General features: G+C 72.3%; 17 protein-coding genes. 11 read left to right on the forward strand and 6 right to left on the reverse strand.

Features of this window, described 5'->3' with window-relative positions; all coding sequences use genetic code 11:
- Positions 1-296: 296 nt before the first annotated feature.
- From AB0469_RS13400 to AB0469_RS13410, 3 genes are all read left to right on the forward strand, one after another.
- Positions 297-557, forward strand: coding sequence for a hypothetical protein (locus tag AB0469_RS13400; RefSeq protein ID WP_366451479.1), 261 nt, complete (start codon positions 297-299; stop codon positions 555-557).
- A gap of 54 nt (positions 558-611) precedes the next feature.
- On the forward strand, positions 612-911 hold the full coding sequence (locus AB0469_RS13405; protein WP_366451480.1) for a hypothetical protein: 300 nt from the start codon (positions 612-614) through the stop codon (positions 909-911).
- A 266-nt stretch (positions 912-1177) separates the two neighbouring features.
- On the forward strand, positions 1178-2065 hold the full coding sequence (locus AB0469_RS13410) for a helix-turn-helix transcriptional regulator (protein WP_366451482.1): 888 nt from the start codon (positions 1178-1180) through the stop codon (positions 2063-2065).
- 74 nt (positions 2066-2139) lie between these two features.
- On the opposite strand, the gene AB0469_RS13415 is transcribed toward AB0469_RS13410, so the two are convergent.
- Entirely contained in the window at positions 2140-2289 is a 150-nt protein-coding gene (locus AB0469_RS13415) for a hypothetical protein (protein ID WP_167344738.1), read from the reverse strand.
- A 167-nt stretch (positions 2290-2456) separates the two neighbouring features.
- Positions 2457-3134 carry a phosphate signaling complex protein PhoU gene (gene phoU / locus AB0469_RS13420; RefSeq protein WP_042813786.1) on the reverse strand — a complete coding sequence of 226 codons (678 nt, stop codon included), beginning with the start codon at positions 3132-3134 and terminating at the stop codon, positions 2457-2459.
- 211 nt (positions 3135-3345) lie between these two features.
- Here phoU and AB0469_RS13425 point away from each other — a divergent pair, with 211 nt between their 5' ends.
- Together AB0469_RS13425 and AB0469_RS13430 are read left to right on the forward strand one after the other, a co-directional pair.
- The gene (locus tag AB0469_RS13425; protein WP_366451483.1) at positions 3346-4611 is read left to right on the forward strand and encodes an ATP-binding protein; all 1266 of its coding nucleotides are present in this window, start codon (positions 3346-3348) and stop codon (positions 4609-4611) included.
- A complete protein-coding gene (locus AB0469_RS13430) occupies positions 4608-5288 on the forward strand; it encodes a response regulator transcription factor (RefSeq protein ID WP_042813788.1) in 681 nt (226 codons plus the stop codon). Before AB0469_RS13425 ends, AB0469_RS13430 begins: the two co-directional genes overlap by 4 nt.
- Before the next feature lie 127 nt (positions 5289-5415).
- On the opposite strand, the gene AB0469_RS13435 is transcribed toward AB0469_RS13430, so the two are convergent.
- Complete coding sequence (locus tag AB0469_RS13435) at positions 5416-6096, reverse strand: DUF461 domain-containing protein (protein WP_366451485.1); 681 nt, start codon at positions 6094-6096, stop codon at positions 5416-5418.
- Between the two features lie 555 nt (positions 6097-6651).
- On the opposite strand from AB0469_RS13435, the gene AB0469_RS13440 reads away from it, so the two are divergent.
- From AB0469_RS13440 to AB0469_RS13465, 6 genes are all read left to right on the forward strand, one after another.
- Positions 6652-7134 carry a CarD family transcriptional regulator gene (locus AB0469_RS13440; RefSeq protein WP_003953493.1) on the forward strand — a complete coding sequence of 161 codons (483 nt, stop codon included), beginning with the start codon at positions 6652-6654 and terminating at the stop codon, positions 7132-7134.
- A gap of 271 nt (positions 7135-7405) precedes the next feature.
- Positions 7406-8152 (forward strand): 2-C-methyl-D-erythritol 4-phosphate cytidylyltransferase, encoded by a 747-nt coding sequence (ispD, locus tag AB0469_RS13445; RefSeq protein WP_366451486.1) that lies wholly within the window; start codon positions 7406-7408, stop codon positions 8150-8152.
- Between the two features lie 73 nt (positions 8153-8225).
- The gene (ispF, locus tag AB0469_RS13450) at positions 8226-8702 is read left to right on the forward strand and encodes a 2-C-methyl-D-erythritol 2,4-cyclodiphosphate synthase (protein ID WP_366451655.1); all 477 of its coding nucleotides are present in this window, start codon (positions 8226-8228) and stop codon (positions 8700-8702) included.
- Positions 8703-8838: 136 nt separating this feature from the next.
- Positions 8839-10239, forward strand: a complete 1401-nt coding sequence (gene cysS, locus AB0469_RS13455) for a cysteine--tRNA ligase (RefSeq protein ID WP_366451487.1) — start codon at positions 8839-8841, stop codon at positions 10237-10239.
- A gap of 131 nt (positions 10240-10370) precedes the next feature.
- Entirely contained in the window at positions 10371-11342 is a 972-nt protein-coding gene (gene rlmB, locus AB0469_RS13460; protein WP_366451488.1) for a 23S rRNA (guanosine(2251)-2'-O)-methyltransferase RlmB, read from the forward strand.
- A 173-nt stretch (positions 11343-11515) separates the two neighbouring features.
- Positions 11516-13069 carry a DoxX family protein gene (locus tag AB0469_RS13465; protein WP_366451489.1) on the forward strand — a complete coding sequence of 518 codons (1554 nt, stop codon included), beginning with the start codon at positions 11516-11518 and terminating at the stop codon, positions 13067-13069.
- A 664-nt stretch (positions 13070-13733) separates the two neighbouring features.
- Here AB0469_RS13465 and AB0469_RS13470 read toward each other — a convergent pair.
- The 3 genes from AB0469_RS13470 to ugpC form a co-directional block, all read right to left on the reverse strand.
- The gene (locus tag AB0469_RS13470; RefSeq protein ID WP_366451490.1) at positions 13734-14504 is read right to left on the reverse strand and encodes a nucleotidyltransferase family protein; all 771 of its coding nucleotides are present in this window, start codon (positions 14502-14504) and stop codon (positions 13734-13736) included.
- Positions 14505-14556: 52 nt separating this feature from the next.
- Positions 14557-14970, reverse strand: coding sequence for a hypothetical protein (locus tag AB0469_RS13475; RefSeq protein ID WP_042816721.1), 414 nt, complete (start codon positions 14968-14970; stop codon positions 14557-14559).
- Positions 14971-15174: 204 nt separating this feature from the next.
- Positions 15175-16251, reverse strand: coding sequence for a sn-glycerol-3-phosphate ABC transporter ATP-binding protein UgpC (gene ugpC, locus AB0469_RS13480; RefSeq protein WP_366451491.1), 1077 nt, complete (start codon positions 16249-16251; stop codon positions 15175-15177).
- Positions 16252-16465: the final 214 nt, after the last annotated feature.

The raw sequence follows: 16465 nt of genomic DNA on the forward strand, positions 1-16465 counted from the left end.
CTCCACGGAGCACGGCGTCGCCGGCACTCGACGCAACGAGGTCGAGCGTCGCCAACTTCTCGGACACCTCGGGCCTTCCCGGACTTCAACGAACGTGATCACGTGCATCTCAGGAACGAAGATCCAAACCCATAAGTCACGGGCTGTGCACAGTCTCAGCCCTACGGGTCTCCCGCGCTGACCTGCCGCGACCCGGGCCCACGGGGACCCCCCTGCCACCACCGGGGGCCCCCGGCCCGCCGTGTCCGCGGCGCGACGCGCTCCATCCACTCCACGCAGACCGAGAGGGCGACACCATGATCCACGAGCTCACCCACGCCGAACGCATCCGGTACAAGCGGCGCCAGGACGCCGCCTACCAGGCCGGCGAGGAGGCCGTCGCGAACCTCCAGGCCGCACTCGCGCTCGCCGGGCTGGCCCTTCCCTCGCTGTGCAACGACGGGCCCCTGGGCTGCCGGGGCTTCGTCCGGCTCGGGGGGTGCAGCGTCGCCCTCGCCAACCGGCTGGCCGAGGTCATCGCCGCGGGCGCCCGCGCCCTGGAAGGCGGGCAGTCGTGAGCCCCGCGCCCGGACCGGAGACGTCGGGCAGGTGACCGGTCCGGAGGAGGCCGCATGAAAGCGTGGCAGACCGACCCCTACCGCCTCCCCGGCTTACGGGGGTTACCGAACGAGGGGGAATCCGGCGCCCGGCTCCCCCCGACCCCCCTGTCCGTCCCCCTCCCCGCCCCGGACCGCCGGCCGGACGCCCCGGACACCGCGGAGCGCCGGCGCCGGCGCCTCGACCTGCACGCGTGCCTGACCGTCGCGGGCATCCCGCCGCACGCCGGCGACCTGCACGCCATCGAGGTGCTCTCCCTGGTCGACGACACCACCTACGCGGCCCTCCGGCGATGGATCACCGGCACCTCCTGAACGGGCCCCCGGTCCACCCCCGCGTCCCCGCCGTCCGCACCCGCCGTCCGTCTCCGACAGTGCGGCACGAATATGCCCATCCACGGCCTGATCGGCCATTACGGGCCGCAAGCGGACGTCCGGTGAACTCCGCATTGGGCCGAACAGGTGGTGCTCGCCCCGCGGGTGCCCGGCCTGTTCGGCCGCGTATGCACAATGCGTTTTGTCGATGTCGACCGTGGGGGTGAGTAGCCTGCGCGTGTTCTTGAGCTGGAGGTAGACCGCCCATGGCGGCGAACGGACAACCGACGGTCAGGAGGCGCCGTCTGGGTGCCGAGCTCCGACAGCTCCGCAAGGCCGCGGGTATGACGTCGACGCAGGCCGCAGGCCACCTGCTGGTGTCCCAGTCCAAGATCAGCCTCATCGAGACCGGCCGCCGCCCCATCAATCCGCGGGACGTGCGCGACCTGTGCCGGCTCTACGGGGTCACCGACCAGGACATCGTCGAGGCGCTGATGCGGGCGGCGAAGGAGTCGGGCCAGCAGGGCTGGTGGGTCTCCTGCGGCGACGTCCCCTACGGCGTCTACATCGGACTGGAGACGGGCGCCTCCTCCATCCACACCTACGAGCCGCTGGTGCTCCCCGGCCTCCTGCAGACCCGGGCCTACGCCGCCGCCCTCATCGCCGAAACGGTCCCGCGCATCACGGACGAACAGGCCGCCGTCAGCCTGGAGGTCCGGCTCCGGCGGCAGCACCGGGCGCACCACCCCGCCCGCCCCTTCCGCTTATGGGCGGTCCTGGACGAATCCGCGCTGCACCGCACGGTCGGCGACCGCGAGACCATGCGCGAACAGCTGGAGCACCTGAACACCCTCGGCGCCCAGCCGCACATCACCGTGCAGGTCCTCCCCCACGCCGCGGGAGCCCACGCCGGGCTCCTGGGGCAGTTCTCCATCCTCGGGTTCCCCGACTCCGACGCGGGAGTCGTCTACCTGGAACGCTTCACCAGCGACCTCTACCTGGAGAAGCACGCCGACCGGTACCCGTACCACATCCTGTACGACCACCTCCAGGCACAGGCGCTCAACCCCGAGGACACCCGGCACTTCGTCAACGACCTCATCAAGGCGTTCCAGGCCGCCCCGGGCCGTCCCGCCACCGGCCCCGCCGTGTGAGGCGGTACGCGAGAGGGCCCCGTCCGGTGCTTCGGACGGGGCCCTGCGGGCTTCGCGGGCGGCAGCGGCGGCCGTCAGCCCCCGCACTGGCAGGGGGCGCCGGACTGGCAGCCGCAGCCGCAGCCTGAGCCGCAGCCGCAGGCCGCGAGCAGGGGCAGGCGCAGGGGCTCCGGACGGGGCGGCTGCTCCTGCTCCGGGGTGATGGGGACGGGGGAATCGGGCATGGATCCTCCTCGCAGGCGGCGTACGGGACGTCGTAGTGCCTTCGCCTCATTCATGCCCAGCCATACCGGCGCGTCAACGGCGCATTGGGGCGCGCAGCGACCCCGCCCGGCCGTGCCCGGACCGCCCCGGGACCCTTCTCCCCCGGGACCCCTCCGGACGCCTTCCCTCAGACGCCGTCCACCTGGGTCGGCTGCTGCAGCTCGTCCGCGTGCTCGCCCGTCACCAGGTACACGACGCGCTTGGCCACCGACACCGCGTGGTCGGCGAACCGCTCGTAGTAGCGGCCCAGCAGGGTCACGTCGACGGCCGTCTCGATGCCGTGCTTCCAGCGGTCGTCCATCAGGTGCTGGAAGAGGGTGCGGTGCAGCTGGTCCATCTCGTCGTCGTCCTGCTCCAGCTGGAGGGCCAGGTCGACGTCCTTCGTGATGATGACCTCGGCCGCCTTCGCCATCAGGCGCTGCGCCAGCTGCCCCATCTCCAGGATCGTGGCGTGCAGGTCCCGCGGCACCGCGCGGTCCGGGAAGCGCAGCCGGGCCAGCTTCGCCACGTGCTGCGCCAGGTCGCCGGAGCGCTCCAGGTCGGCGCTCATGCGCAGGGAGGTGACGACTATGCGCAGGTCGGTGGCGACGGGCTGCTGGCGGGCCAGCAGGGCGATGGCGCGGGCCTCCAGGTCGTGCTGGAGGTCGTCGACCTTCTGGTCGGCGGCGATGACGCTCTCGGCGAGCTTCAGGTCGGCGTCCAGCATGGAGGTCGTGGCCCGCCCGATCGCGGAACCGACGAGCCGGGCCATCTCGACCAGGCTCTCTCCGATCGAGTCCAGTTCCTCGTGGTACGCGTCGCGCATGTGTCCTTCTCCTGCCTGCTTGCCTACTGCTCGCTGCTTCTGCTGCCGTGGACCCTCGTGCCCCACGGTGACAGGTTCCGGCGCCTACGCGTCCGACTCCGGCATCACAAATGAATCAACACCGTCGCCAGGGTGAACTCTGGGCGACGACTGTTCGAGGTGCCACCCGAACGGCTGTGGAAGTGTCTCGGCGGCTGCTTAACCTGGACACATGGACGTGAACGCGGCGGTCGCCGCAGCTGCGGCGATCGCCGGTCTCTGCACCGGTGTGATCGCCATGCTGGCGTTCCGCTGGAGCGAGCGCGACCAGGCCCGCCCCACGAGGAGCTCCATGCGCCCCGACATCAATGCGGTGCTCCCGCCCGGCGTGGACACGGTGCTCTCCGTACTCCGCTCCTCCGCCGTCGTCCTCGACGAGGGCGACGCGGTGGTCAAGGCCAGCTCGGCGGCTTACGCCCTGGGCCTGGTCCGCGGCGGGAAGCTCGCCGTGGAGCCCATGCTCCACATGGCCCGTGACACCCGCCGGGACGGTGAGATACGCCAGATCGAGCTCGACCTGCCCCGGCGCGGGACCGGCCGCGGCGAGGCCCTCGCGGTCTCCGCCCGCGTCGCCCCGCTGGGCTCCCGGCTGGTGCTCCTGCTCGTCGAGGACCTCACCGAGGCCCGGCGCATCGAAGCGGTCCGCCGCGACTTCGTCGCGAACGTCTCGCACGAGCTGAAGACCCCGGTCGGAGCGATCTCCCTGCTCTCGGAGGCGGTGATGGACGCCGCGGACGACCCCGAGGCGGTCAGCCGCTTCGCGGGCCGCATGCAGATCGAGGCCACCCGGCTGATCAACCTCGTACAGGAGCTCATCGACCTCTCCCGGGTGCAGAACGACGATCCGCTGGAGGACGCCGAGCCCGTCCGGGTGGACACCCTGGTGGCCGAGGCCATCGACCGCTGCCGCCACACGGCCACCTCCAAGCAGATCACCATGGCCGCCGGCGGCACCGCCGACCTGCGCGTCTGGGGCAACCGGGGGCAGCTGGCCGCCGCCCTCGGCAACCTGGTGGAGAACGCCGTCAACTACAGCCCGGCCCGCACCCGCGTCGGCATCGCCGCACGCCGGGTGGCCGCGCCGGGCGGGGACCTGATCGAGATAGCCGTGACCGACCAGGGCATCGGCATCCCGGAGAAGGACCGCGAACGCATCTTCGAACGCTTCTACCGGGTGGACCCGGCCCGCTCCCGCGCGACCGGCGGAACCGGCCTGGGCCTCGCGATCGTGAAGCACGTGGCGGCCTCGCACGGCGGGGAGGTGTCGGTGTGGAGCTCCGAGGGCCAGGGCTCCACGTTCACCCTGAAGCTCCCCGAGGCGGCCGCCCCGGCGCCCGCCCCGGACACCGGCGGGGCGGCTCCGGCCACGGCCCCCGAACCCGCCCGGCCCCTGCTCGACCCCGAACCAGTCATCCCCTCCCCGGAGGTCCTTCCGTGACCCGAGTGCTCGTCGTCGAGGATGAGGAATCCTTCAGCGACGCCCTGTCCTACATGCTCCGCAAGGAAGGCTTCGAGGTCGCGATCGCCGCGACGGGGCCCGACGGGCTCGACGAGTTCGAGCGCAACGGCGCCGACCTCGTCCTCCTGGACCTGATGCTGCCCGGCCTGCCGGGCACCGAGGTCTGCCGGCAGCTGCGCGGCCGCTCCAACGTCCCCGTGATCATGGTGACCGCCAAGGACAGCGAGATCGACAAGGTCGTCGGGCTGGAGATAGGAGCGGACGACTACGTCACGAAGCCCTTCTCCTCCCGGGAGCTGGTCGCCCGCATCCGCGCGGTCCTGCGCCGCCGCGGCGAGCCGGAGGAGGTCACCCCGGCGGCCCTGGAGGCCGGCCCGGTACGGATGGACGTGGACCGGCACGTGGTCACGGTCGGCGGGGCCAAGGTGGACCTCCCGCTCAAGGAGTTCGACCTGCTGGAGATGCTGCTGCGCAACGCGGGCCGCGTGCTGACCCGCATGCAGCTGATCGACCGGGTCTGGGGCGCCGACTACGTCGGCGACACCAAGACCCTCGACGTCCACGTCAAGCGCCTGCGCGCCAAGATCGAGCCGGACCCGGGCGCCCCGCGCTACCTGGTCACGGTCCGCGGCCTGGGCTACAAGTTCGAGCCGTAGAGAGCCTTGGAAGGCCGTGGGGCCGCAGAGGGCCGTGGAGACACGGAGAACGGGGAAGGGCCCCGGCCGCGATGCGCGGCCGGGGCCCTTCCCCGTGTGCTCGGTGTGCCCGGAAGCGGTGCCGGACTCAGTGGCCGGCGCTGTGCGACGGCGAGGCGGCGGCCGACGGGCTGCCGGACGCGGCGCCCGACGGGGTGGCGCCGGTGGACGGCGAGCCGGAGGGGCTGCCGGACGGGCTGCCGGACGGGGCGGCGGCCGAGCCCGAGGGGGCCGGGGTGGCGCCGGCGGCCGGGGCCTCCGTCGGGCCGTAGCCCGCGTACATGCCGGCGGCCGGGACGACGTAGGCGTCCAGCTTCACGTCACCGGTGTTGCTGAGCTGGAAGGTGACCGCCTGGACGTTGCCGTTCTGGACGGCCTCGCGGCCGCCCTCGACGACGGCGGAGGCGTTGCCCTTGCCGCCGATCACCACGGAGCCGCCGGCGGGCACGGTGATCTTGCCGGAGCCCTCGGCGCCCTTCAGGGTCACCTTGGACTTGCCACCCTCCAGGGTGATCGCGTCCAGGGTCTGGTCCTTGGTGCCGGCGTTGAAGACGGTCGCCGAGACGGAGGCCGGGCCCTTCTTCTCCTTGTCGCCCTTGGTCAGCACCAGGGCGTTCTGGATCTTGATGTCGCCCTTGGTGACGGCGGCGTTGTCCGGCTTGATCTGGAGAGTCTGCGCGTCGTTGCCCGCGCCGCACGCGGCAAGCGAGGCGAGCGAGAACACTACGGCGGAAGCGGCGAGGGCGCCGCGTCGAAGGCTGCGGCTCACGGCGGCGGCAACTCCTTGGACGTACGGACGGGACGGTGGGCTCTCGGAGCGGCCGAGGTAAAGCCGCCCTAAGGGTGTGTCAGCGGGCTTAGGTTACCGAGCCGCCACCCCGCCCCCGCACCCGACCCTCCGCTGTGCGCGCACCGCGCCGCGCGCGTGCGCGATCTTGCATTCCGGTATCGCTCCGGCGGGCCCCGCGGTGATCGAATTCAGGCATTCCCCCGAACACCGGTCCGTGATCAATTCCGGATTGGGCCGGAACCCGCACCGTACGGGCGGCCGCCAGTCGAACGGAGTACTTGGGTTTCCTGTCGCGGAACCCGGCAAAACGGGACGTACGTCACACTGGTGGGTGCACCCGCCAGGTGTAACGTGGTCGTTTCGCCCGGTCCGCACAGCGCCTCCGACCTGCGAATACCCCCCTCCGGAAGCCTTTCGCAGCACGTTCGTGTCGCTGTTGTCAAGCCCCGAGATGTGCCCTGACCTGCGAAAACGCCATTCATAACACTCAGTTCTCGTGTTACCCTGGATAGCCACGGAAGGGGTACCTGTCACATGACGTTCAAGGTTGGCGACACCGTGGTCTATCCCCATCACGGGGCCGCGCTGATCGAGGCCATCGAAACTCGCCAGATCAAAGGCGTGGACAAGACCTACTTGGTGCTCAAGGTCGCCCAGGGCGACCTGACGGTTCGTGTGCCTGCGGACAATGCGGAGTTCGTCGGCGTTCGCGACGTAGTCGGCCAGGACGGGCTGGACCGGGTCTTCGAGGTGCTCCGCGCACCGTACGCAGAAGAGCCCACGAACTGGTCCCGTCGCTACAAGGCAAATCTGGAGAAGCTCGCTTCGGGCGATGTCATCAAGGTCGCCGAAGTGGTGCGCGACCTGTGGCGTCGTGAGCGTGAGCGTGGGCTTTCCGCTGGTGAGAAGCGGATGCTCGCGAAGGCGCGTCAGATTCTGGTGAGCGAGCTCGCGCTCGCTGAAAACACGAACGAGGACAAGGCCGAGGCCCTCCTCGACGAGGTTCTCGCGTCCTGACGCTCGAACCGATCACAGTGTGCCGCGGTGCCCGATGACAGGCCCTCTCGCTCGCGAGGGGGCCGTTGCCGGGCGCTGCGGCATGTCTGCGTCCGCATCCGCGTGGTCCGCGTCCGCATCCACCGCATCCCCTCGACGTCCTGCACCTGGCGTGCCGGGTCCGGGCAGCCGGCTCGACCGGTCGTCACGGAAGGGGCGAGGGCGTCGCACCCGGCACCCTTCAGGCCATACCCATGTCGGCCGAAGTCACAAACCTGGCTCGGAGCTACTGATGTCTGACGAATCCCGCCCCCACCGCACCGCCGCGGTGATCCCGGCCGCCGGCCGCGGGGTACGCCTCGGCCCCGGCGCCCCCAAGGCCCTGCGGGCCCTCGGCGGGACGCCCATGCTGGTCCACGCCGTCCGCGCCATGGCCCGCTCCCGCGCGGTGTCCCTCGTCGTGGTCGTCGCCCCGCCGGAGGGGGCCACCGAGGTCCGCCACCTCCTCGACGAGCACCCGCTGCCCGACCGGACCGACCTCCTCGTCGTCCCCGGCGGCGACACCCGCCAGGAGTCCGTGCGCGCCGGCCTGGACGCCCTCCCGGCCGACGTCACCTCCGTCCTCATCCACGACGCGGCCCGCCCCCTGGTCCCCGTCGAGACCGTGGACGCCGTCGCCCTGGCCGTCCGCGACGGCGCCCCCGCCGTCGTCCCCGCCCTGCCGCTGGCCGACACCGTCAAGGAGGTCGAGCCCGGCGCCCCCGGCGAGCCCGAACCCGTCCTCGGCACCCCCGAGCGCGCCCGGCTGCGCGCGGTGCAGACCCCGCAGGGCTTCGACCTCAAGACCCTCCTCCACGCGCACGACACCATCGCCGTCGCCGGCGAGGGCGCCACCGACGACGCCGGCATGGTGGAGCGCACCGGGGTCACCGTCGTGGTCGTCCCCGGCCACGAGGAGGCCTTCAAGGTCACCCGCCCCCTCGACCTGGTCCTCGCCGAGGCCGTACTCGCCCGCAGGAGGGCCACCGATGCCTACTGATCCCGCCGCCCCCGCCGCCCCCGCCGCCCCCGCCGCCCCCGCCGCCCCCGCCGCCCCCGCCGCGGTCCCGCCGATGCCGCTCGTCGGCATCGGCACCGACGTGCACGCCTTCGAGGCCGGCCGTGAACTGTGGTGCGCCGGCCTGCTGTGGGAGGGGGAGGACGGCCTCGCCGGGCACTCCGACGGCGACGTCGCCGCCCACGCCGCCTGCGACGCCCTCTTCTCCGCCGCGGGCGTCGGCGACCTCGGCGCGCACTTCGGCACCTCCCGCCCCGAGTGGTCCGGCGCCTCCGGCGCCACCCTGCTCACCGAGGCGGCCCGCATCGTCCGCGCCGAGGGCTTCGAGATCGGCAACATCGCGATCCAGGTGATCGGCGTACGCCCCAAGATCGGGAAGCGGCGCGAAGAAGCACAGAAGGCGCTCGCGGCGGCGGCGGGCGCCCCCGTCTCCGTCTCCGGCACGACGACCGACGGACTCGGCCTCACCGGCCGCGCCGAAGGCCTCGCCGCCATCGCCACGGCACTCGTGTACTGCACGAACCGGGACTGAGCACGAGCTACGCCCGCAAGCCGGGCGTTACGGATGTCAGACCGCCGATGACGGATGTCACCTCTTCGGCAACAAAGCGTCCCCGCGACCTCAAACAGTCGCGGGGCACTGCCGCAGGCGCACTACCCTGGATGCCGTGACTATTCGCCTGTACGACACCAGCGCCCGGCAGATCCGCGACTTCACCCCGCTCGTTCCGGGCTGCGTCTCGATCTACCTGTGTGGTGCCACCGTTCAGGCGGCGCCGCACATCGGGCACATCCGCTCCGGCCTCAACTTCGACATGATGCGCCGCTGGTTCGCCTACCGCGGCTACGACGTGACCTTCATCCGCAACGTCACGGACATCGACGACAAGATCATCACCAAGTCGGCCGACCAGGGCCGCCCCTGGTGGTCCATCGGCTACGAGAACGAGCGCGCCTTCAACGACGGCTACACCGCCCTCGGCTGCCTGCCGCCCACCTACGAGCCCCGCGCCACCGGCCACGTCACCGAGATGGTCGAGATGATGCGCGGCCTCATCGAGCGCGGCCACGCCTACGAGGCCGACGGCAACGTCTACTTCGACGTCCGCTCCTTCCCCGGCTACCTGGAGCTGTCGAACCAGGAGCTCGACAACCTCCTCCAGCCCTCCGGCGAGGGCGAGACCGGCAAGCGCGACTCCCGCGACTTCGCCATGTGGAAGGCCGCCAAGCCCGGCGAGCCCTCCTGGGAGACCCCCTGGGGCCGCGGCCGCCCCGGCTGGCACCTCGAGTGCTCCGCCATGGCCCACAAGTACCTCGGCTCGGCCTTCGACATCCACGGCGGCGGCCTGGACCTGATCTTCCCGCACCACGAGAACGAGATCGCCCAGGCCAAGGCCTTCGGCGACGAGTTCGCGAACTTCTGGGTGCACAACGCCTGGGTCACCATGTCCGGCGAGAAGATGTCCAAGTCCCTCGGCAACTCCGTGCTGGTCTCCGAGATGGTCAAGCAGTGGCGCCCGATCGTCCTGCGCTACTACCTCGGCACCCCGCACTACCGCTCGATGATCGAGTACAGCGAGGAGGCGCTGCGCGAGGCCGAGTCCGCCTTCGCGCGCATCGAGGGCTTCTGCCAGCGCGTCGTCGAGAAGGCGGGCGGGCCCGTCGAGGCCGCCGCCGAGGTGCCGCCGGCCTTCGCCGAGGCCATGGACGACGACCTGGGCGTCCCGCAGGCCCTCGCCATCGTCCACACCACCGTCCGCCAGGGCAACAGCGCGCTCGCCGCCGACGACAAGGACGCGGCCATCGCCCGCCTGGCCGAGGTACGGGCCATGCTCGGCGTCCTCGGCCTGGACCCGCTCGACCCCCAGTGGGCCGGCGAGACCGACCGCGGCGAGGAGCTGCACGGCGCCGTCGACACCCTCGTGCGCCTCGTCCTCGACCAGCGCGAGTCGGCCCGGGCCCGCAAGGACTGGGCGACCGCCGACGCGATCCGCGACCAGCTCCAGCAGTCCGGCCTGGTCATCGAGGACAGCCCGACCGGCCCCCGCTGGACGCTCGGCGCACGCTGATCCGACCCGATCGGGCCGGTCCGCAGCCGGTCCGGACCCGCTCGGACCAGCGCCGTTGTGCCGCCCGGCCTTCCGGGCGGCACACTCTTCATACGTACATATCGCAGCACCAACGAAAACAGGTAGAGGTCATGGCCGGGAACAGCCAGCGCAGGAACCGCCGCACGTCCAACAAGAAGGGCGCGACGGTCGGCAGCGGTGGCCAGCGGCGCAAGGGCCTGGAGGGCAAGGGCCCCACGCCCAAGGCCGAGGACCGCAAGAAGCACAAGGCCAACCGCATCGCCAACGCCATGGCCCGCCAGGCCGCCAAGCGCCGCCCCGCCCCCCGTCGCGGCGGCCCCAAGGGCACCAGCGAGATGGTCGTCGGCCGCAACTCCGTCTTCGAGGCCCTGCGCGACGGCGTCCCCGCCACCACCCTCTACGTGCAGCAGTTCATCGACAACGACGAGCGCGTCCGCGAAGCCCTCCAGCTCGCGTCCGAGCGCGGCACCATCAACCTGATGGAAGCCCCGCGCCCCGAGCTCGACCGCATGACCAACGGGCTCAACCACCAGGGCCTCGTCCTCCAGGTCCCGCCGTACGAGTACGCGCACCCCGAGGACCTCACCGACGCCGCCTACGACAACGGCGAGGACCCCCTCATCGTCGCCCTCGACGGCGTCACCGACCCGCGCAACCTCGGCGCCATCGTCCGCTCCGTCTCCGCCTTCGGCGGCCACGGCGTGGTCATCCCCGAGCGCCGCGCCGCCGGCATGACCGCCGGCGCCTGGAAGACCTCCGCCGGCACCGCCGCCCGCACCCCGGTCTCCCGCGTCACCAACCTGACCCGCGCCCTCCAGGAGTACAAGAAGGCCGGCATCGCCGTCGTCGGCCTCGCCGCCGAAGGCACGCACGAGGTCCAGGACCTCGAAGCCCTCGCCGGCCCCGTCGTCATCGTCGTCGGCTCCGAGGGCAAGGGCCTCGGCCGCCTCGTCGGCGAGAACTGCGACTACCTCGTCCGCATCCCCATGCCGGGCGGCGCCGAGTCCCTCAACGCCGGTGTCGCCGCGGGCGTCGTCCTCTACGAGGCCGCCCGCCGCCGCGCCACCCGCGGCCGCGTCTGAGCCGTCGGCCGTACGGGTCCCGCACCCGGCCCGGCCTTGATCCACTCGGCCCACCGGACATGACCCGTGAGCGTGTCGCCCCGCCCCTTCCGGGCGGGGCGACTTGATCTTGACGGGTCTCGGACAGATCCCTGCTGTCAAGGCAGTGTCCTAAACACTGATCACTCGGTTAGATGAGTGTGGACACCAGAACGTCAGGGTTCGACGACCAGCCCGCGCTGAGCATGGTCAAGGTGCCGTGCGACCCCGCACAGGTCATCGTCAACCACGCCAGCTTCCGCGTGCGGCTCGCACCGAGCCCGAGCGCGCGTTCCAAGCCCGCGAATGCCCCCGGCCCCGGCCGCGCACCGGTCCTGGCCGCCGGAGCCGTCGCGGCCGCCGGAGCCACCCGCCGCCGCGCCCCCGTCGTCTGGAGCGGCAAGACCGCCCCCGGCGGCGACGCAGCGGCCACGGGCGGACTCCTCCAGGCCGTACGGGAAGCCGGACGCGGCCACGACGACTACGACGCCGGCACCACCCAGACCATCCCCCGGGTGGACCTCGCGCGCGACCTCACCGAGGACACCCTCGCCACCCCCACCGTCATCGGCCAGCGCAACCACGCCGACGAGACCCGCCCGCTGGGCGCCGTACCCGACCAGCCGCGCCAGCCCTACGAGCCGTACGAGCCCTACGACCACCAGCCCCCGTACCCCGGCGGCCCCGCCGCCGACACCCGGCGCCCCGCCGACAGCCGCGCCCAGGCCTCCTACTACCCCGGCCGCCGGATGAACCTCGGCGTCGTGCTGCTCCCGCTGCGCGTCTTCCTCGGCTTCATCTCCATCTACGCCGGCATGGGCAAACTCTGCGACCCCGTCTACTTCGACGGCGGCGAACGCGGCTCCATGGTCACCTGGCTGCGCACCCTGCACCCCTGGGCCCTGGCCGAACCCCTCCGCGACTTCGCCCTCGCCCACCCGGTCGGCGCCGGACTCAGCGTCGCCTTCCTCCAGGTGATCGTCGGCGTCCTCACCGTCTTCGGCCTCTGGCAGCGCTTCGCCGCCTGCATCGGCGCCCTGCTCTCCGCCGCCCTGCTGATGACCGTCAGCTGGAAGACCGTCCCCGCCTACGACGCCCCCGACATCATCTACCTGGCCGCCTGGAGCCCGCTCGTCATCGCCGGCGCCCCCGTCTACTCCCTCGACGGACGCCTCGCCGGCGAGGCCTGGCGCACCCTCGGCCCCCGCTCCGAGATGTGGCAGCTCCGCCGCCGCGTCCTGCGCCGCGGGACCGTCATGGCCACCGTCGTCTGCGGACTCACCCTCATCATCGGCTCCGTCCTCGGCGGAGCCGTCCGCTCCAGCACCGTCGTCACCGTGCCCGGCCCCGGCCAGGCCCCGAGCAACTACCTCCCCGGCAGCCCGCTGCCCCAGCCCCCCGCCCAGCGGACCGGGCCGGCCAAGCAGCAGCAGCCCTCCAAGCAGCCCTCGCCCTCCGCGTCGGCCTCCCCCTCCACACCCGCCGCCAAGTCCGGCCGCACCGGCAGCGGAGCCCCCACCCAGAGCACCGGCACCGGCTCCGGAGCCCCCAGCGCCACCAAGGGCAGCAGCGGCCAGAGCCCGCGCAGCACCGCCCCCCGGCAGTCCAGCCCGCAGAAGTCCCCGGCCAGCTCCTCCGGCAGCCGCGCCGGCGGCAGCGGCGACACCACCGCCAAGAAGCCCGGCCTCGTCGGCGGCCTCCTCGGCTGACCCCCCCCGCACAGGGAAGGGCCCGGCGCGCGAACGGCGCGCCGGGCCCTTCCCGCTGCGTCAGGGCCGATCAAGCACCGTCGATGAGGTCGAGGGCCCGGATCCGTCCGGCGACGGCGTCCGTCGCCACGTACGGCATGTCGTTGCGGCTCGCGGCTCGCGGCTCGCGGCTCGCGGCTCGCGGCCTGGCAGACGGCCACGCGCTCCGCCTCGGACTCGCCGTACCGCCCGAGCGCGTCCAACACCTCGGCGCGGCCCGGACGCAGTTTCAGGGCCACCCGGTGTTCGTCGCCGAAGGCCTCCCCGGCCACCGGCAGCCGCTCGTCGTACAGGGCGAGCGCCTCGGCGTGGCGGCCCCGGCAGCTCGCCGCGAGCGCGGCGACACCCGTCGCCATCGGCACGGCCAGGCCGTCCGCGTGCCGCCCCAGGGCCGCTGCCACGGAACGCGCCTCCGCCTCCGCCCCGGCATAACCCCGGCCTCGAAAAAGGCCCTGGCCCCCGCCAACAGGTCGCCCGCCCGCCGGGTGTCCTCGCGCCGGCCGCGCGACCGAAAGAATGCGATGGGCCGAGCAGAGGAACATCACCTACGTCTGTTCGGAGAACGGAACGAATCCCCGGATCCCGCTCCGGCGCGCGCAACGGCACAACAGGCTTGCGAAAAGCCTCAGACGACCCCGTGGGCCGCCAACTCCCGCGCCGCCTCCGCCAGGTCCTTCGCCGTGTCGATCGCCCGCCAGTAGGCCCCCTGCGGCAGCGGGAACCCCGCCAGCCGCCGCTCCCGCGCCAGACGCGGGAACGTGGTCCGCTCGTGATCCCCCAAGTCCGGCAGCAGCGCCGCGAATTCGGGCGCGAACACGTACACCCCCGCGTTGACCGGATAGGGCGACGGCGGCGCCTCGACGAAGTCCAGCACCTGCCCGAACTCGTTCGTCTCCACCACCCCCCACGGAATCCGCGGCCGCGCCAGCGCCAGCGTCGCCGTCGCCCCCCGCTCGGCATGGAACGCCGCCATCTCCCGCAGCGGGAACCGCGTCCACACGTCCCCGTTGGTCGCGTACCAGGCCCGGTCCGGGTGGGGCAGCCGCCGGGCCGCGTACTTCAGCCCGCCCCCGCGCCCCAGGGGCTCCGGCTCCACCACCGTCGTCACCCGCAACGGCAACTCCGCCCCCGCCAGCCACTCCTGGAGCACCTCCGCGAGGTGCCCGCAGGAGACGACCGCATCGGTGACCCCCTCCGCCGCCAGCCAGGCCAGCTGGTGCCCGATGATCGGCAGCCCCGTCCCCGGGATCTCGACCATCGGCTTCGGCCGGTCGTCCGTGTACGGCCGCAGCCGCGAACCCTGGCCCCCCGCCAGGACGACGGCCTGGGCGGGCGGGGCCGGGAACGCGGCCGCGCGGTCGGTGGAGGATGCAGCGGGGGGAGGGGCGTCGGTCATGGCCGCCAGCGTAGGGACGGCCACCGCCCCGGCCGGGGCGGCACGACGGGCGTCAGCCCATCGAGGCGACCCCGGACGCGTACGAGGTGTCGCACACCGGACGGGAGTAGGACTGCGCCTTCGTCGGCCCGTACGCCTCGACGGCGGCCCGGCCGAGCGCACGGGCGATGCCCATGCAGTGCTCGGCGAGCGACGGCCGCCCGTTCACCTGCTCCTGCAGGTGCCCGAGGACGACGCCCGGGTTCTCGCCCTGCTGCAGCTCGCTCAGCAGCTTGTCGCGCAGCACGTCCTGGGCGGCGCGCGGCTTCGCGGGGACGGACACGTCCTCGGCGGAGGCGGTCAGGATCTGGGACGGGGAGTTGTCCGCCCAGGGGACCATGGTGACCGCGAGGGTCCCGGACAGGACCAGGACGACGGGCAGGACCAGGGCGAGGGAACGGCCGATTCGGCGGGCAGTGTGGGTCACGAGGGCGAGAGTAGCGCTCGGTGAGTATTTGGCGACATTTAGTCACCCGGTCGGGGGATGGTTCGACGTGGCTTTTCGAATTACGGGTTGACGCGTGCGGCCGAATGGCCCGGTCTGCAGCGCTTCGTGACGCACGCTACCCGCAACTGCCGCCGGAGGGGCGCCCCTTGGCGGAACGCCCCTCCAGCGGGTGTCTGCCGGGCCTCAGTCGGAGAGGCGTGCCCCGGTCGACGTGGAGAACACGTGGATCTCGTCCGGGCGCGGCACGACGTGCAGCGAGGAACCCTTCTCGGGCACCTGGCGGCCGCCCACGCGGACCACGATGTCCTGTCCGTCGCGGCTGCCGTAGACGTAGCCGTCGGCACCCAGCTCCTCGACGACGTTCACGGTGATCGTCAGACCGCCGCTCTCGCCGAGGTCGAAGTGCTCGGGGCGCACGCCGACGGTGACGGTCTTGTCGCCCGCGTCGGCGGCGGCCGACAGCGCCTCCCGCGACACCGGCACCACGCTGTCCCCGAACTTCACGCCGCCGTCGGTGATCGGCACCTCGACCAGGTTCATGGCCGGCGAGCCGATGAACCCGGCGACGAAGAGGTTCGCCGGCCGGTCGTACATGTTGCGCGGGGTGTCCACCTGCTGGAGCAGGCCGTCCTTGAGCACCGCCACGCGGTCGCCCATGGTCATGGCCTCGACCTGGTCGTGGGTGACGTACACGGTGGTGATGCCGAGGTCGCGCTGGAGCGCGGCGATCTGCGTACGGGTGGACACGCGGAGCTTGGCGTCGAGGTTCGACAGCGGCTCGTCCATGAGGAACACCTGCGGCTTGCGCACGATGGCCCGGCCCATGGCGACGCGCTGGCGCTGGCCGCCGGAGAGCGCCTTGGGCTTGCGGTCGAGGTACTGGGTGAGGTCCAGCATCTTCGCCGCCTCCTCCACCTTGCGGCGGATGGTGGCCTTGTCCTCGCCGGCGATCTTGAGCGCGAAGCCCATGTTGTCGGCGACGGTCATGTGCGGGTAGAGCGCGTAGTTCTGGAACACCATCGCGATGTCCCGGTCCTTGGGCGGCAGGTGCGTGACGTCGCGGTCCCCGATGCGGATGGCGCCGCCGTTGACGTCCTCCAGGCCGGCGAGCATGCGCAGCGAGGTGGACTTGCCGCAGCCGGAGGGCCCGACGAGGACGAGGAACTCGCCGTCCTCGATCTCCAGCTCCAGCTGGTCGACGGCGGGCTTGTCGCCGCCGGGGTAGAGGCGGGTCGCCTTGTCGAAGGTGACAGAAGCCATGGTGATGCATCCCTTCTACCGGCAGGAACGTGCCGGACGATCCGAGTGGAAGGTCTAGTCCAATATTCAGGACTCCGCCCGACGCTACCCGCTGCGGGGGCTCCTGTCAGCAATCTGACGGGGCGGATGGTGGACGGGCGGAGCAGAGCGCCGCACTTTTGGCCTTGGTTCCTGCTTCGACGCCCGCCGCCGGCCCGGCGAGACCCTGGGGTCG

The organism is Streptomyces sp. NPDC093801, from assembly GCF_040701585.1.
Taxonomy (GTDB): Bacteria; Actinomycetota; Actinomycetes; order Streptomycetales; family Streptomycetaceae; genus Streptomyces.

Bases quoted from the DNA above. Each gene is read 5' to 3' on its own strand.
- AB0469_RS13400 (WP_366451479.1), top strand. From the start codon at position 297: ATGATCCACGAGCTCACCCACGCCGAACGCATCCGGTACAAGCGGCGC.
- AB0469_RS13405 (WP_366451480.1), top strand. From the start codon at position 612: ATGAAAGCGTGGCAGACCGACCCCTACCGCCTCCCCGGCTTACGGGGG.
- AB0469_RS13410 (WP_366451482.1), top strand. From the start codon at position 1,178: ATGGCGGCGAACGGACAACCGACGGTCAGGAGGCGCCGTCTGGGTGCC.
- AB0469_RS13415 (WP_167344738.1), bottom strand. From the start codon at position 2,289: ATGCCCGATTCCCCCGTCCCCATCACCCCGGAGCAGGAGCAGCCGCCC.
- phoU (WP_042813786.1), bottom strand. From the start codon at position 3,134: ATGCGCGACGCGTACCACGAGGAACTGGACTCGATCGGAGAGAGCCTG.
- AB0469_RS13425 (WP_366451483.1), top strand. From the start codon at position 3,346: ATGGACGTGAACGCGGCGGTCGCCGCAGCTGCGGCGATCGCCGGTCTC.
- AB0469_RS13440 (WP_003953493.1), top strand. From the start codon at position 6,652: ATGACGTTCAAGGTTGGCGACACCGTGGTCTATCCCCATCACGGGGCC.
- ispD (WP_366451486.1), top strand. From the start codon at position 7,406: ATGTCTGACGAATCCCGCCCCCACCGCACCGCCGCGGTGATCCCGGCC.
- ispF (WP_366451655.1), top strand. From the start codon at position 8,226: ATGCCGCTCGTCGGCATCGGCACCGACGTGCACGCCTTCGAGGCCGGC.
- rlmB (WP_366451488.1), top strand. From the start codon at position 10,371: ATGGCCGGGAACAGCCAGCGCAGGAACCGCCGCACGTCCAACAAGAAG.
- AB0469_RS13465 (WP_366451489.1), top strand. From the start codon at position 11,516: ATGAGTGTGGACACCAGAACGTCAGGGTTCGACGACCAGCCCGCGCTG.
- AB0469_RS13470 (WP_366451490.1), bottom strand. From the start codon at position 14,504: ATGACCGACGCCCCTCCCCCCGCTGCATCCTCCACCGACCGCGCGGCC.
- ugpC (WP_366451491.1), bottom strand. From the start codon at position 16,251: ATGGCTTCTGTCACCTTCGACAAGGCGACCCGCCTCTACCCCGGCGGC.